This window comes from Pedobacter suwonensis (genome assembly GCF_007833675.1).
Taxonomy (GTDB): Bacteria; Bacteroidota; Bacteroidia; order Sphingobacteriales; family Sphingobacteriaceae; genus Pedobacter; species Pedobacter suwonensis.
Window position 1 is genome coordinate 796,534 of the sequence record NZ_CP031708.1, and the last position, 13,999, is coordinate 810,532.

Consider the following 13,999-nt stretch of genomic DNA (forward strand, 5'->3'; position numbering starts at 1 on the left):
TAGCCAAAATCAATGTTGTTTTAGCATGGAAATACATGAAAAGTTTATGGCAAAAGCCATTGCATTATCAGAGCAGAATCTGCGGACGTTAAATGGCGGACCGTTTGGGGCTTTAATTGTCCGCGACGGTAAGATCCTAAGTGCTGAAGCAAATTCAGTAACGCAGGACTGTGACCCGACGGCCCATGCGGAAATAAATGCAATCAGGCAGGCAGCAAAAAAAATCGGCAAAGCCGACCTGTCAGGCTGTACGATTTATACCAGTGCAGAACCTTGCCCCATGTGCTTAAGTGCCATATACTGGTCTAATATTAAGCAGGTATACTATGGAAATACCAGAACAGATGCGGAATGGGCAGGCTTTGGTGATCAATTTATTTTAGACGCCTTAAAGGAACCGATAGAAAAACAGCCAATAGCATTTGAAAGGATTATGCCCGGAGAAGCCATAAAAGCATTTGAGCAATGGCGTGCGGGGGGCCAAATGCTGGAAGACAAAGTTAAAGACGGATCGCTATAATTGCTTCGTAATGTTGCAGTTAACAATCAATAGATTACAGTTTACCAGATGATCAGCTGCGCTAAAGCAGAATATAACCACCCGCCCTACGGGCACCCCTCCTTAATAAGGAGGGGAGTAAACCATTATATGCTATAATCTATTATTACGTCTTAAATCAATAAGAGATATGACCTATGTTCAGATGATTTCTGTTTCGAATCCGATGGCTGAATATTTATCAATCCGCTTTCAAGGTATAAACCGAAACCGAGCCTGCTTCACAGAAAAATTCTGCCCATCCATCCTCGCCTATGGTAACTTCTCTATCGCAATGCCCCAGATAATCGCTGAAAATCTTGCCTGCAAACTCAGCACCCATTTCCATACGTTTATTTCCCGCCTCACCGTTTGATAAAACTACCGCAAGGCCCGAACCCTGGTGTTCCTCATCCCCTGAGCGTGTCCAGCCAATGCAACTTGGATGATCAAAATAATCACGTTGAAAACCATAGGCAAATGCTTTTCTCAATTGTAGCAATGCTTCCAGCTGAGGGAGCGCTGCCATGGTTACCTCATGGTCTTTTCCATCGTTCCCTTTGTCTGTATAGGCCGATCCGTATACATCTGCATAAAAAACGCAAGGATAACCTGCTTCCCGGAGTAAAATGATTGCATAAGCATGTGCCCTGAACCATGGCTCTACCGTTTGTTCGAGCGATTGGAGTGGTTGAGTATCATGGTTTTCAACCAGTGTTACCGCTAACTCTGGTCTTACTGAAACCAGTGATCCATCTAATATGGTGCTCAGGTCGTATTGTTCGCCTTCCTTACTGGCGCGGGAGAAATTAGCCTGAAGGCTGGCATCGAAAAGCGACATACGGCCTTCGGTAGCATCAATATAATCCAGCATGGCCTGCGGATCATATGGTGACCAATATTCGCCCACCGTAAAGAGTTCTTTGCCTGTTTCAGCCCTAAGATAGTCTAACCATTCATTGTAGAAATCAGCAGGCATATGTTTAATCGCATCCAGACGTAGCCCATCAAAACCTGCAGTTTGATAAAACCACATCCCCCATCGTTTAAGTTCTTCCCTTACAGCAGGATTCCTAAAATCGATATCGGTAAGCATCAGGTAATCATAATTTCCGTTTTCAGTATCAAGCACATCTTCCCATCCTGCTCCATATTGGTTTTGAATACTATACACCGCTGACTCCTGGGTACGGGCATCGTAATCTACACCGGTAAAACATTGAAAATCCCATTTAAATTCAGAATATTTCCCTCCGCGTCCCGGATAAGTAAATTTGGTATAAGCATCAATCTCAAAAGGTTCTGAGATAAATTCATTTCTGTTTTCAGGGTTTACCTTACGCACGGTCACCGGCTCGTGGTCATCTGCACCGCCAAGATGGTTCAGCACGATATCTACATAAACATTTATACCAGCCTCCTGCGCAGCCTTGATCGCCTGAATATATTCGTCTTTTGTTCCATATTTAGTGGCAATGCTTCCTTTTTGGTCAAATTCGCCAAGGTCATATAAATCGTAAGAATCATAACCAGTTGAATCTTTGCCATCCATACCTTTATGTGCGGGAGGCAACCAAATGGAATCTATGCCCATTTCCTTTAATTTAGCAGCATCTTGTTGTACCTTTTTCCAAAGGCTGCCATCATTGGGATAGTACCATTCAAAGTACTGCAACATCGTATGATTTTCCATTTTAAATAAATTTAGTAGTGCATATACCTCTTAAATGGTACGATTGTTTTGAATTTGATCAATACATACTGAATTTATTTTATAACAGACAGTTTTCAAACCTAAATAACTAAACGCTATGCACTTGCTACGAAGAAAATCATCGGAAATTTCAGACATAATTACGACAATTAATGAGCGATCAGTATCTCCGAAAAATTTTTACCGGTGCTTGTTCAAAAAGCCATATCACCAACTGTAATTTCACACCTGATTCCCGTGTTGAGCCGTGTAAGCCCAACATAATATTGGAGAGGTTATCTGACTACCTGTCCAAAAATTCAACAAGATCAGGATGAATTTGATGTTGATGATACAGCCTCATCCAGGATTAGAACAACAAATACGCTGCTCAGATTGCTTTTTATAACCAAAGACTGAAAACAGCCTGCTTAATCATCAAAGCAATAAAGCTTAGCTGTGGGTATACACCTTTACCCCGCCAAGCCAGGTTTCAAGCACTTTGATATTTCGCATGTTCATGCTACAATCTTTACGCGACATTGTAACCGGATCCTTTTCCAGGATTACAAAATCTGCAAATTTTCCTTCCTCCAGGCTTCCCGCCCAGCTATCGGCATAACATTGCCATGCGGCATCATAGGTTACCGCTTTAAGCGCCTGTTCATTGGACAGTTGTTCTTCGGTATTTAGCACATTTAACGGCCATTTATTTTCGTTCGCCTCCATTACCCGGGTAATGGATTGTTCCATCATCCTTAAAGGTCCAAGTGGGGTAACGGTATGGTCGCTATGGAGGGAGATGCGCAGCTTTTTGGCCGCAGATGCACAACGGTCAAGAGAAAATACCTTAGGTGCATTATTTTCCGGCAAATGTTGTCCTTCGAATATTACTTTCTCAAATACATAACCCCAGTAACCCACGTGTCCAATCAAAAAGCTGGGCGAAATCTTCCATTTTTCCATTTCATCTATACTATTTTGCTCGAGCAGGGAACAATGCTCAATCCGGTTTCGCAGTTCAGGTCCCTTATATTTCGCCAATGCCTTTCGGAAGGCTGCAATGGTATCCGTTATGGCTTGATTTCCATTAGCATGAATCATAATGGGCCAGCCTTTTTCCAATATCACCTTGTCAACCAGCGTCTGATAGGTTTCTGTATCTGAAAAGTTGAATATACCACATGGGTGATCTTTTTCAAGTATCACAGCATATGGTTCAGACTGGTATCCGGTCAATCCCTGATTAGAACCATCAGATACAATTTTAACATGGCCATAATACATATCCAGATAATGACTCGGCTGCCTGTATGGTATCAAAGCCTTTGCTGCATCCAATGTTTCGCAGTACAGGGCACCACCCAAACGCACCGATAACTGTCGTGCCCCGAGATATTTTTCAAGATAGGGCATATACATCTGGTTGATTAGTGCATCGTACATCGAGGTTACCCCTCTCGAGTTAGCCTGCCGGAAGAATGCATCCATATTGGCGATGATGTTAAGCGATTTTGACGCAATTGCTTCCTCAAAGGTATTTACCGCTGGCATCATCATGGCCTCCTCTTCCAGTAATCCATGCGTTTTGGCAATGTAATCATCAGCGCTGTTATAATCATGCATTGCAGGCTCCCCTTGCTGCTTATTGTAAATTTGACGTAGGGCTGCTGAATTGGCATAGATGGTATGCCCTGATGCACTCATGATAATGATCGGTTTATCTTTGCTCACGTTGTCAAGAAACACATTATCAATCTGCGAAAAGTTTTTTCCGCTTTGCGGCTGAATAAGTGCAGGATCGAGTCCGGTAGCCAGTAACACGGTGTCTGATGAAGTCTCAAGAGCGGAAGACAATGTCGCTGATATCCACTCCTTAGTGTAAACTTTCTTCAGATCCTGGCCTTCAAAAGGACCTACATCCACCCATGAAGCCATCATACCTGAAAAGACGGTATGAACATGGGGTTCAAACATTCCGGGGATCAGGGTATGGGCCTTATCCAGTACAATATGCTGATAATTATCTTTGTATTTGGCATCCATGGCCTCCTTTACTTTCGTATAGGTACCACATGCAACAACATTGCCTTGAGCAATACCGATCGATTCGACAATGTCTGCCTGCCCATTTATCATAGGCCTGATCGTTCCTCCCGAATAGAGAATCGCTTTAGGTGAGGCTGCAACAGGCTTACTTTTGGGAAGATGAGCAGTTAGCTTTTCAATATGTTCCTTGCTGAAAAGCTTATGTTTTAAAATTTCAACTATTGGGTTTTTGCAACCGCAGGTGCAAGCATTTGTATGGTGATGATCTGTGTTCATTAGTAAGGAGCTATTTAATCCGTTTTCTGATTTTTATTTTTTATTACCATTTTTTTGTTCCTCTTTAACCCGTGCCCCATCCACTGAAGCAGCATAAGATGCTATCCAGGCCAGAATCTGCTCCATAATCCTAATAATCATTTCTAACTCTGTGACAGCTTTGACACCAGGAACCAGCTTTTTATCGTGTTTATACACCGGCTGTGGCAAAGGCTGTGGCAGAATGAGGCCTTTTACAGCTGGACTGTCCTGGTATGCCGGTATACCCGAATAAAGATTAACGTGCTGGAGGATGAGCTGACTAATATAATCTTTCATAGTCTTGGGCGGGGTACTGATCTTTGCTGTGGATCGATCTGAATGTTGAAGCGTTCCGGGCAGAGATTGGTTCTGTATTCTGGTATAGGTTGCTCCTGATGTTGCGGCCCTTTTAATCAGCAGTCGTTGAAGTGTGTTAAGCGTTTCTTTTGTCAGAAAATTGGTTGACTGACCATAGATTTCGGCAATCTGCTGCAAGTCTGCTTCCTGCCAGGCGTGTGGCACAACATCTAATGTATTCCAGTGCATTGTATTCCAGCTCTGGTAATCACCCGTCTGTGCAACCCATCCCTGAGGAAGCGGAGGAAATGTACTATTGAACAAACTGGCAAATGCGCTCTCTCCGGGTGTAGGTCCGGCTGTAGGGTAAACCAATGAAATATCAAATGCATTTAGCTTGTTCTGCTCCTTCAAATAAAGGGCAAGCGTTGGTGAAAGTGCACCTGCCAGACTATGTCCACAAAATACGATTGCGCTTTTCCGGTCGGGATTCAAACTCGCAATAAAGGCCTCAAGTGTGGTATCAGGAGATGCTGCATTGGAGGGACTAATGAGTCCGAGCACTATTTTAATACCTGTTGCAGTTCCATTGGAGATATAGGGATCAGTTCCATTATAAGCCGATGGCGAAAACTGTGCCGGATTGTAATTTTTCCAGTTTACCACTTGATCTACCGAAAAATCCTCGGTTTCCCAGTCGTAAAGCGAAGCCGGATTAGTTGCTGCTATGGCTACTACGTAAGTTGGCAAAGTCGGGCCACCTGGGTAAGCAACCGCATCGCAATGCGCAACAAATAAGGCATTATCAGCAACACCAGTAGGTTTTCCATTTTGATCCGTCTCCTCAATGAGTGCGGGTCCCCATACCAATTTCCAGTCGCCAAGTGTCGAAGTCACCGATTTATCGGCTACAGAAGGTTTGGTTTGCCCCATTACCTCAACAGGCGGAACACCATTTAAGTAAAAAGATAATTCATACTGCAATTGCAGCTGTAAATCGGTACCGGTACCGTGGTAGCCCCCGGCCCGGTTAGCGATGCACGCAAGTCCAAAGACCTGTTGATAAGCATCAAGAGATGGATTTTCCATGAATTTGAGAATTTATAAATTGAAAATGTAAATATTACCACTCACTACACAAACTAAAGCTTTTGCAACTGGCATAAAGGACATCTATCTGCGATCTGGATCAGCACTAAATATGATGAAAAGCTTTTGCGAATAAGTAAATCTATAATTTTAAGGAGTATTTAAAAATGATTAATCATACATAAATTAAAAATACTTAAATGTAAGTATGTAATTTTAAAACTACAATCAATATACTATTCATCTTAACCATTTAAAATCTTGTCAAACCGGAATTATTTACTTAGCCAGGTATCAGCAAGTTATAAGCTATGGAATATATATGCAGAAAAACGAAAGAAGTACATTCAAACCAACCATTTCCAACTAACTTAAGTATTACCCGCGAGAAGGATAATATCAAAAAACTTCGCAACAAAATGAGGTCTACGCAAACATTCACCTTTTAAAGGCGGTTTTGGTAGATATGGAACAGGATCAAAACATAAAAGCAAACATCAGAACCGTAGTTGTTACCGGCGCATCCAGCGGTGCAGGGCGGGCCATCGCCCTGGCTTTTGCGGCAAATGGCGATCGGGTGGTGATTGCTGCGAGGAATATCGATGCGTTAAAAGACCTCGCTGTTGAATGTGAAAATGCTGGTAGTGCGACAGAATGCGTCGCCTGCGATACCGCTGATTATCACCAGGTGCTCAACCTGGCGGCAACAGCAGTAAAGATCGGTACAGGTATTGATGTATGGATTAATAATGCAGGTGTACTTGCTATTGGCAGTTTCGACCAGACACCCATGGAGGTCAGTGAGCAGGTAATCAAAACCAATCTTTTAGGTTATATGCATGGTGCCCACGCTGTTATGCCCTATTTTAAAAAACAGGGATTCGGAATCCTGATCAACAATATCTCCATCGGCGGGTTCCTGCCTGTACCTTTTGGTGCGGGTTATTCTGCAGCTAAGTTCGGGCTTCGCGGCTTTTCCGCATCATTAAAATCTGAACTGAGGGAATATCCAAATATCCATGTCTGTGATGCCTTTCCCGGCTTTCTTGATACGCCCGGCATACAGCATGCGGCCAATTATACCGGCAAAGTGCTCAAACCCGGCCCGGTAGTTTATGAACCTAACCGCCTGGCCAATGAGGTATTCAAACTTTCGCTCAATCCCAGATCTGAAAAAATGGTGGGCAGTTTCTCCATTTTGATGCGCTTATCCCGTAACCTGTTCCCAAGCCTGACCACTGCCATAGCCGGAAGCGTAATCCGTACCTACCTTAAACATGCCAAAACCATTGCCCCAACAAATGGTAATATTTTCAGTCCGGTAGCCTATGGTAATTCGGTACATGGGGGATGGGGAATCCCCGGAAAACCAAAAGCGCACCGTAAGTATGTGGCTCTGGGGGCTGGGCTATTACTCGGTGCATTACTCATCAAAAGGAAATGGTAAATGGAGAACAAAATTGTTTTTTTTGGCGATAGCCTGGTGGCAGGATACGGTCTTAAAGACCCTTTCTCTGAATCCATCCCAGCCCTCATCAATGCAAAACTAAAAGAGCTCGGACTAAAATACACTGTAATTAACGCAGGCCTAAGCGGTGATACTACGGCTTCTGCCCTATCCAGACTTGGCCAGGTCCTGAATGAAAACCCAGCGATTTTTGTACTTGAACTTGGCGCCAATGACTTTCTGCGCGGCATTAGTTCTGTGCTGATCCGATCCAACCTGCAGCTCATCATCAACAAAGTTAAAACTAGCTGTCCGTCGGCATCCATACTCTTGTTGGGCATCGAATTACCAGGCTGGGCAACCAGCTGGCATCAAAGTGATTATGCTAGTTTATTTCCGGCACTGGCTGAAAAAAACGGCCTTTCGCTGGTACCGTCATTTTTAAAAAATGTAGCAGGCATACGGGCATTGAATATGTACGATGGTGTTCACCCGCTTAAAGAAGGATACGAGATCGCGGCGGAAAATATCTGGCCGGAATTGTACAGAATTATTCAGGAGCGTGGCAGCCTCACTGACTTATTGTAAACCGTAGTCACCTCATGATCGCTTCCAACATACAAGACTTCGGACAGATGGATGTTATATTTCCGTCTTAGCGAGACGCCAGGACCAGTTAAGGTTTATATAGGCCTGCTCAAAGCACGCGATTTGTTAATGGCTGCAATAACTTTATTTATCTTTCTACATACTTATGTAGCCTGGCTATTTTTCATTTAGGAATCAGCAAAACCTATTCGGGGGGAATTTAATTATTTTTGGATATAATTATCCAACCAGTTGAATGGTAAATACGGTAATCGGCCTGACCGTTTTCAAAGAAAAATCGAAACCGTGGTTGAGCAGTATTTCTCTAACCAGGGTTAGCCCAATCCCTTGTCCATCTTTTTTCGTACTGAAAAATGGACTAAAAAGTTGCTGCATTTTCCTCAGAAATACCTATCCCATTGTCGTAAATATTGAGCTGGTGTTTAGCAGAATTTAGTTCTATTTGGATAACGCCGTTATTTTCTATCGCTTGAATTGAATTTTTAAGAATGTTTATCAGGGCCTGTTCCATTTGTTCAACATCGGCGACAATAAAATATGATGAGGTTGGTAAGTCCAGTTCAAACCTGATTTCTTTTTCGTTTGCAGCGAAATACATTAATGCTGATACCGATTTGAGGAGTTCTACCAGATCTGTTTTCTTTCTGTTCGCTGCCGGAAGTTTAACCAGATCGGCAAAATTCCGCATAAATACATTTAAATTCTGATTACGCTCAACAGCAATTTTCATGGCATTTTTTAATAGCTGCTCTTCCTCTTCCAACCATAAATTATCTTGCGCCAATGCCGTATTAATAATTGAATTTACGGGACCAACTGTATTGTTCACCTCATGCGCCATCATCCTGATCACCTTACTGTAAACACTTTTTTCGGCTGCAAAAATTTCTGCCGTTACTTCCTCCATCATGATAAAAATCCGCTCAAAACCCCTGTCCATAAATCTCGACTTTTGAATTTTGTAGGTATGCAATCCATCTGTACGGAGCATTTTTGATGTTCCGGTTTTCATACCTTGGATCTGATTTTCGAGCATATCAGGATTCGCTTTTGTAATTTCCAACGCTTTTGGATTAATCTGCTTTAACTGCCCATCATAGTCAAGAATAATAATTCCCGTTGGGGAAGTCTGAATGAGCTTTTCGAGAAAAAAATGCTGTTCTTCCTGCTTTGTTCGCTCAGTTCTCAATTCGTCAATCATGCGGTTATAGACATCCACAAGCTCATCTACCTCTTTTTTTCCGGTCAATAAAAATTTAACATTAAAATCCCGGTCCTTTATGGCTGCAATGCCTTGTTTTAAATAGGTAAGCGGACTGACTAGCTGCTTATAAAGGCTGATTGATATAACAACAGAAACCAGTACAAATGCCTCTGCCAGCATAAATACGAGTTTGTTTTTCTCAAAAATGAAATAGCTCATCACCAGGCAGATGAGGTGAAGAATAACGATAAACAGAATATACTTAGTCTTCAGTTTCATGAAATGGAATTTGATATTTTTCCAAACGGCGATAAAGGGCATTCCTGGTAATCCCCAATGATGCCGCGGCTTTTGTAATTCTGTTTTTATGGAAATTCATGGCCTGCTTAACCATTTCTGCCTCCATCTGATCTAAAGTCATGGTACCTACTCCGGGCAATCTGACTTTATCGCTTTTTAATGGTGACAAATTTAACTGTGATTGAAAATCATCAATCGTTAATTCATTTGTACTGCTAATCAGTACCGTTCGCTCAACCAGGTTTTTAAGCTGGCGGATGTTACCGGGCAAAGGCAGTTGCTGTAACCAGCGTAAGACACCGGGTGCTATTGATAACGCTTCCCTACCGTAAATTTCTTTCAGATTATTGATAAAGAAGTTAACCAGTAAAGGAATATCAGATGGTCTTTCCCTTAACGCAGGTAGATGAATAGTGATCAGGTTAATACGGTACAACAAATCCTCCCTGAACAAGCCTGACGCTACCCTTTCGTTTAAATTTTTGTTTGTTGCACAAACTACCCTGGCATCAACTGTTTTAGTTCGGCTGCTGCCTAAAACTTCATACGTACGGTCTTGTAAAACCCTTAATAACTTCACCTGACCTGCTGCTTCCAGATCGCCTATCTCATCCAGGAAAATGGTTCCTTTATTCGCCATTTCAAACCTGCCCGTCCTATCGAAACGGGCATCAGTAAAAGCTCCGCGAACATGGCCAAACATTTCGCTCTCAAATAACGAAGATGAAATTCCGCCCAGGTTAACTTTTACAAAAGGCTTGCCCGAGCGGTTGCTGTTTTCGTGAATGGCCTCTGCTATCAGCTCCTTACCCGTTCCGCTTTCGCCTGTAATCAATATTGATGCATTGGTTGAAGCTACGCGACCAATGGTTTCCAGAATATTCAGCAAGATTGGGTCTTCACCTATGATCTGTTTAAAATTATATTTCTTATCCAGTTCCTTTCTGCTTCGGGAGCGCGGTTTTTTACCATTAATTTCTAATAAGGTAGCTACCGACTGCAGCAGGTGTTCGTTATTCCATGGTTTATTAATAAAATCGTTTGCGCCGAATTTCATCCCCTGCACAGCAAGTTCTATACTTGCCCAGCCGGTAATTAAGATAATCGGAACACCAGCATCAACAGTTCTGATTTTTTTCAGCAAACTCATGCCTTCTTCTCCCGAGGTATCAATAGAAAAATTTAAATCCAGTACCACAAGTGCAGGCTTTTGGGTTTTTACCACCTCAAAAGCCTGCACAGCGTTATCAACAGGAATAACCTCGTAGCCCGCCCCTTTTAAGAGAAGTGAAATGGAAGTTCTAACGGCAATATCATCATCAACTACTAAAATCATATACGAAGTTAACCATTTAGTCTTCATGCAGTGCAACGGCCGGATGAATTGCAGCAGCTTGCCTGCCCGGATATAAGGAGCATGCGATAACCAATGTATAAATAAATAAAACAGAGAGTAAAATGGCAATAATGTAAACGCCAGATGCAATATCAAACACGTTTAACAGCGGAAACTGAACAGCAAAGAAACAGCCGATCAGAACAGATATTGTAGCTAAGATTAACGATTCGAGTACCATTTGAGTTGACACGGAAACGCCGCTTGCACCAATTGCCCGCCTCAGGCCAATTTCGCCTTTGCGTTTATTAATGTTATACCATAACACGCCGAAAAGACCAAGGGCAACATTAATAATCAGGAAACCCGCAACGATGATGAACAATAACATCGGGATAATGGTTTCCTTGTTTTTGGCATTGCGCATTTCATCAACATGCTGAATTTCGACTGCACTGCGCATCGTTGTGGCCATAAACTTATATAGCTTGCTTTCAAAACTGGCACCGGCAGTTTCCCGTACCTTTATTAAAAGGGTACTCGCCCACTTCAAATTTGTTGTATCCAACTGACTAAACATAACATTGTTTGCAGGCAAGAAATCACCATTTGCCTTAAAATCGTTAACAACACCTATGATTTTGAATTTATTTTTATCATCAAAATCGCCAATCAGCTTTCCAGCAGCCTTTGCGGTTCCGAACAGCTCTCTGCTAAAGGTTTCGTTAATAACAATTCCTTTATTTTTGCTGATCAGGTCTTCCGGAGTAAACCATCTCCCGTCAACGAGTTTAACACTCCAAACTTTTTGATAATCATTTCCCACATTAAAATCGCTAATGTTATTGAATTTCTTTCCTCCTTGCGTTAATCCGGTACTTATAAAACTGGATGAATAGGGATAATTTGAGCTAGAAAAACTTACCGCTTCAATTTCAGGCATTGCTTGCAGTGCTTTGTTCAGATTGGTATAAAAAATACCAAGCGAATCAGCATTTTTCGATAACCGGTCACCATTATAGCTAACTGACCAAACCCTATTATAATCAAAGCCAAGTGGCTTGATGTAATTCTTATAGTAATAAGTTAAATAAGAAAAAACAGCAAACACAACTAGAAAGGAAATCAGAATTTCAGACAGAAAAAGGAAGTTTTGTCTCCTTTTGTTCCATATTAATTTAAACAGATGTTTATACATATATTTTATTTTGAGGCATTAAGCCTTTAATGCTTTAACAATATTTAATTTCGACATTCTCCATGCCGGGTATACGCCTGAGATCAATCCAAAGCAAAAACAGGTAATCATACTAAAAAATAATACCGTTAAATTCATGGTGAGATTAAAGCTTGATATGTAATCTGATTCGTTGATGAGGTAAATGACCAGCAGGGATAAAAAGACCCCTATAATGCCTCCAATAAAAGTGAGAATCAGGTTCTCTACAATAAACTGGTAAACCAGTGTTTTTGATGAAGCTCCAAAAGCCTTGCGTACGCCAATTTCTGATGAGCGCTCCATGATCCGGGTAATATTGATATTCACTAAATTCATGGTTGGCAGCAATAAAAACAGGAGTACAAAAATTCCGCCTACGGTGATTACTTTTGTGATCCCGTTACTGGTCGAATCTCCTGCTATTCTACGGGCAACACTGGTTTTAAATCCATCTGCATTGCAATAAATCTTATTAAAATCTGGCGGGATTGGCAGTTTATCAACCATTTGGGTAAACTCCTTTTTCATCCTGGGCACATCAGTTTCTGTACGGCCTAAAAGCACGGCATTATATGACCCCATTAATCTTGTATCTTTAATATCTTTTGCAAGCGTATAAGGCAGATACATATCGCCGGCAAAATTGCGTACAGCACCTGAAACATTATCAACCACTCCAATTACCCGGTAGTTAATGTTATCTGCAGAAATGTATTGGCCAATTACCGATTTTTGATCACCGAAATAAGCTTCTTTTGTTTTTTTAGAAATCACGGCAACACGTTCTGCACTTTTAATTTCCCTTTCACCATAAGGTTTACCTTCCAAAAACCGGTACGATAAAACATTCCAGTAATCTGCATTGGTGTATTTGTAACCTATTACCAGCTTTTTATTGTTCAAATAAGCATTAGACGATCTCTGATCCGATGAAATAGCCATTTTATAAACCGTTTTCAACCTCGAAACATAATGTTCAAAGAAATAAAACGACAGGTTGCTCATATTCACCCAACCTTCCTTGGTATTTTTTATTTCTATACGTTCAACATAAAGCGAACGATGTTGATTGTAATCAGGATATCCCGGATTAAACATTTTATCTGCAAGTGCAGTGGCTACCATTAAGATGGTTAGTGTAAGGCTGATGCCAAATAAGCTGATGAAAGTGAAAAATTTCCTTCTTTTTAAAACAGCTATAGCAATTTTGAAATAATTTTTTAACATAGCTGAAATTATTGAACCTGTGAACCATCAAAAAGACGAACCAATCTGTGTGTTTTTTGCGCCATGCTTTCGTCATGTGTAACCATCACGATTGTTGTACCTTCATTTTTGTTCAGATTGATGAGGATATTCATGATCTCATTTCCCATCGCGCTATCAAGGTTTCCTGTTGGCTCATCCGCAAGGATAATCTGAGGGCGGCCAACAATAGCCCTGGCAATGGCAACACGCTGACGTTGCCCGCCCGAAAGCTGCGTAGGGAAATGTTTTAAACGGTTGCTGAGGCCAACTTTTTCCAGTGCTTCAGTAGCCAGGGCCTTTCTTTCCTTAGCAGATGAATCGCGGTACAATAAAGGTAGTTCTACATTATCCAACACCTGCAGATCATTGATCAGGTGGTAACTCTGAAAAATAAATCCAAGCTTCTCATTTCTGAAATGGGCCAGTTTTTTATCAGAAAAACTGCGAATGTCCTGGTCATCTATTTTGATATCTCCCTTCGATGGCTCATCTAGCAAGCCCATAATGTTCAGCAAAGTACTTTTTCCGCAGCCCGATGGCCCCATAATAGAAAGAAATTCTCCCTTTGCAATGTCGAGGTTAATACCGTTTATTGCTAGGGTTTCCACAGTAGCCGTCCGGTAAACTTTTTCAATATTTTTTAAGCGTATCATCATGTATAATTAGTAATTAA

12 protein-coding genes are annotated in these 13,999 nt (G+C 41.6%); 3 read left to right on the top strand and 9 right to left on the bottom strand.

Annotated elements, in window-relative coordinates:
- The first annotated feature begins 25 nt into the window (after positions 1-25).
- Positions 26-520 (top strand): nucleoside deaminase, encoded by a 495-nt coding sequence (locus DV942_RS03240; RefSeq protein ID WP_090985662.1) that lies wholly within the window; start codon positions 26-28, stop codon positions 518-520.
- 220 nt (positions 521-740) lie between these two features.
- Here the strand turns inward: DV942_RS03240 and DV942_RS03245 are convergent, their stop codons facing one another.
- From DV942_RS03245 to DV942_RS03255, 3 genes are all read right to left on the bottom strand, one after another.
- Positions 741-2,231, bottom strand: coding sequence for an alpha-amylase (locus DV942_RS03245; RefSeq protein WP_145855249.1), 1,491 nt, complete (start codon positions 2,229-2,231; stop codon positions 741-743).
- Positions 2,232-2,684: 453 nt separating this feature from the next.
- Positions 2,685-4,556: an amidohydrolase gene (locus DV942_RS03250; RefSeq protein WP_145855251.1), complete on the bottom strand. Its 1,872-nt coding sequence runs from the start codon at positions 4,554-4,556 to the stop codon at positions 2,685-2,687.
- Positions 4,557-4,589: 33 nt separating this feature from the next.
- Entirely contained in the window at positions 4,590-5,963 is a 1,374-nt protein-coding gene (locus tag DV942_RS03255) for a lipase family protein (protein ID WP_145855254.1), read from the bottom strand.
- Positions 5,964-6,429: 466 nt separating this feature from the next.
- Between DV942_RS03255 and DV942_RS03260 the strand changes: the two genes are divergently transcribed.
- Together DV942_RS03260 and DV942_RS03265 are read left to right on the top strand one after the other, a co-directional pair.
- Positions 6,430-7,410, top strand: coding sequence for an SDR family oxidoreductase (locus tag DV942_RS03260; RefSeq protein WP_145855256.1), 981 nt, complete (start codon positions 6,430-6,432; stop codon positions 7,408-7,410).
- Positions 7,411-7,998: an arylesterase gene (locus tag DV942_RS03265; RefSeq protein ID WP_145855258.1), complete on the top strand. Its 588-nt coding sequence runs from the start codon at positions 7,411-7,413 to the stop codon at positions 7,996-7,998.
- A gap of 240 nt (positions 7,999-8,238) precedes the next feature.
- Here the strand turns inward: DV942_RS03265 and DV942_RS23630 are convergent, their stop codons facing one another.
- Genes DV942_RS23630 through DV942_RS03290 form a run of 6 tightly spaced genes read right to left on the bottom strand, consistent with a single transcriptional unit; the run spans position 8,239 to position 13,982 of the window.
- The gene (locus tag DV942_RS23630) at positions 8,239-8,394 is read right to left on the bottom strand and encodes a hypothetical protein (protein WP_222431154.1); all 156 of its coding nucleotides are present in this window, start codon (positions 8,392-8,394) and stop codon (positions 8,239-8,241) included.
- Positions 8,378-9,502 carry a sensor histidine kinase gene (locus DV942_RS03270; RefSeq protein WP_222431155.1) on the bottom strand — a complete coding sequence of 375 codons (1,125 nt, stop codon included), beginning with the start codon at positions 9,500-9,502 and terminating at the stop codon, positions 8,378-8,380. The genes DV942_RS23630 and DV942_RS03270 overlap by 17 nt, the downstream gene beginning before the upstream one ends.
- Entirely contained in the window at positions 9,486-10,859 is a 1,374-nt protein-coding gene (locus DV942_RS03275; RefSeq protein WP_145855260.1) for a sigma-54-dependent transcriptional regulator, read from the bottom strand. The genes DV942_RS03270 and DV942_RS03275 overlap by 17 nt, the downstream gene beginning before the upstream one ends.
- Before the next feature lie 16 nt (positions 10,860-10,875).
- Positions 10,876-12,057 carry an ABC transporter permease gene (locus DV942_RS03280; RefSeq protein ID WP_145855262.1) on the bottom strand — a complete coding sequence of 394 codons (1,182 nt, stop codon included), beginning with the start codon at positions 12,055-12,057 and terminating at the stop codon, positions 10,876-10,878.
- An 18-nt stretch (positions 12,058-12,075) separates the two neighbouring features.
- Positions 12,076-13,305 (bottom strand): ABC transporter permease, encoded by a 1,230-nt coding sequence (locus tag DV942_RS03285; protein ID WP_145855265.1) that lies wholly within the window; start codon positions 13,303-13,305, stop codon positions 12,076-12,078.
- Positions 13,306-13,313: 8 nt separating this feature from the next.
- Positions 13,314-13,982 (bottom strand): ABC transporter ATP-binding protein, encoded by a 669-nt coding sequence (locus DV942_RS03290; protein WP_450091366.1) that lies wholly within the window; start codon positions 13,980-13,982, stop codon positions 13,314-13,316.
- Positions 13,983-13,999 lie beyond the last annotated feature (17 nt).

Coding starts and splice junctions, on each gene's coding strand:
- DV942_RS03290 (WP_450091366.1), bottom strand. CDS start 13,982: ATGATGATACGCTTAAAAAATATTGAAAAAGTTTACCGGACGGCTACT.
- DV942_RS03255 (WP_145855254.1), bottom strand. CDS start 5,963: ATGGAAAATCCATCTCTTGATGCTTATCAACAGGTCTTTGGACTTGCG.
- DV942_RS03260 (WP_145855256.1), top strand. CDS start 6,430: ATGGAACAGGATCAAAACATAAAAGCAAACATCAGAACCGTAGTTGTT.
- DV942_RS03285 (WP_145855265.1), bottom strand. CDS start 13,305: ATGTTAAAAAATTATTTCAAAATTGCTATAGCTGTTTTAAAAAGAAGG.
- DV942_RS23630 (WP_222431154.1), bottom strand. CDS start 8,394: ATGCAGCAACTTTTTAGTCCATTTTTCAGTACGAAAAAAGATGGACAA.
- DV942_RS03275 (WP_145855260.1), bottom strand. CDS start 10,859: ATGATTTTAGTAGTTGATGATGATATTGCCGTTAGAACTTCCATTTCA.
- DV942_RS03240 (WP_090985662.1), top strand. CDS start 26: ATGGAAATACATGAAAAGTTTATGGCAAAAGCCATTGCATTATCAGAG.
- DV942_RS03270 (WP_222431155.1), bottom strand. CDS start 9,502: ATGAAACTGAAGACTAAGTATATTCTGTTTATCGTTATTCTTCACCTC.
- DV942_RS03250 (WP_145855251.1), bottom strand. CDS start 4,556: ATGAACACAGATCATCACCATACAAATGCTTGCACCTGCGGTTGCAAA.
- DV942_RS03280 (WP_145855262.1), bottom strand. CDS start 12,057: ATGTATAAACATCTGTTTAAATTAATATGGAACAAAAGGAGACAAAAC.
- DV942_RS03265 (WP_145855258.1), top strand. CDS start 7,411: ATGGAGAACAAAATTGTTTTTTTTGGCGATAGCCTGGTGGCAGGATAC.
- DV942_RS03245 (WP_145855249.1), bottom strand. CDS start 2,231: ATGGAAAATCATACGATGTTGCAGTACTTTGAATGGTACTATCCCAAT.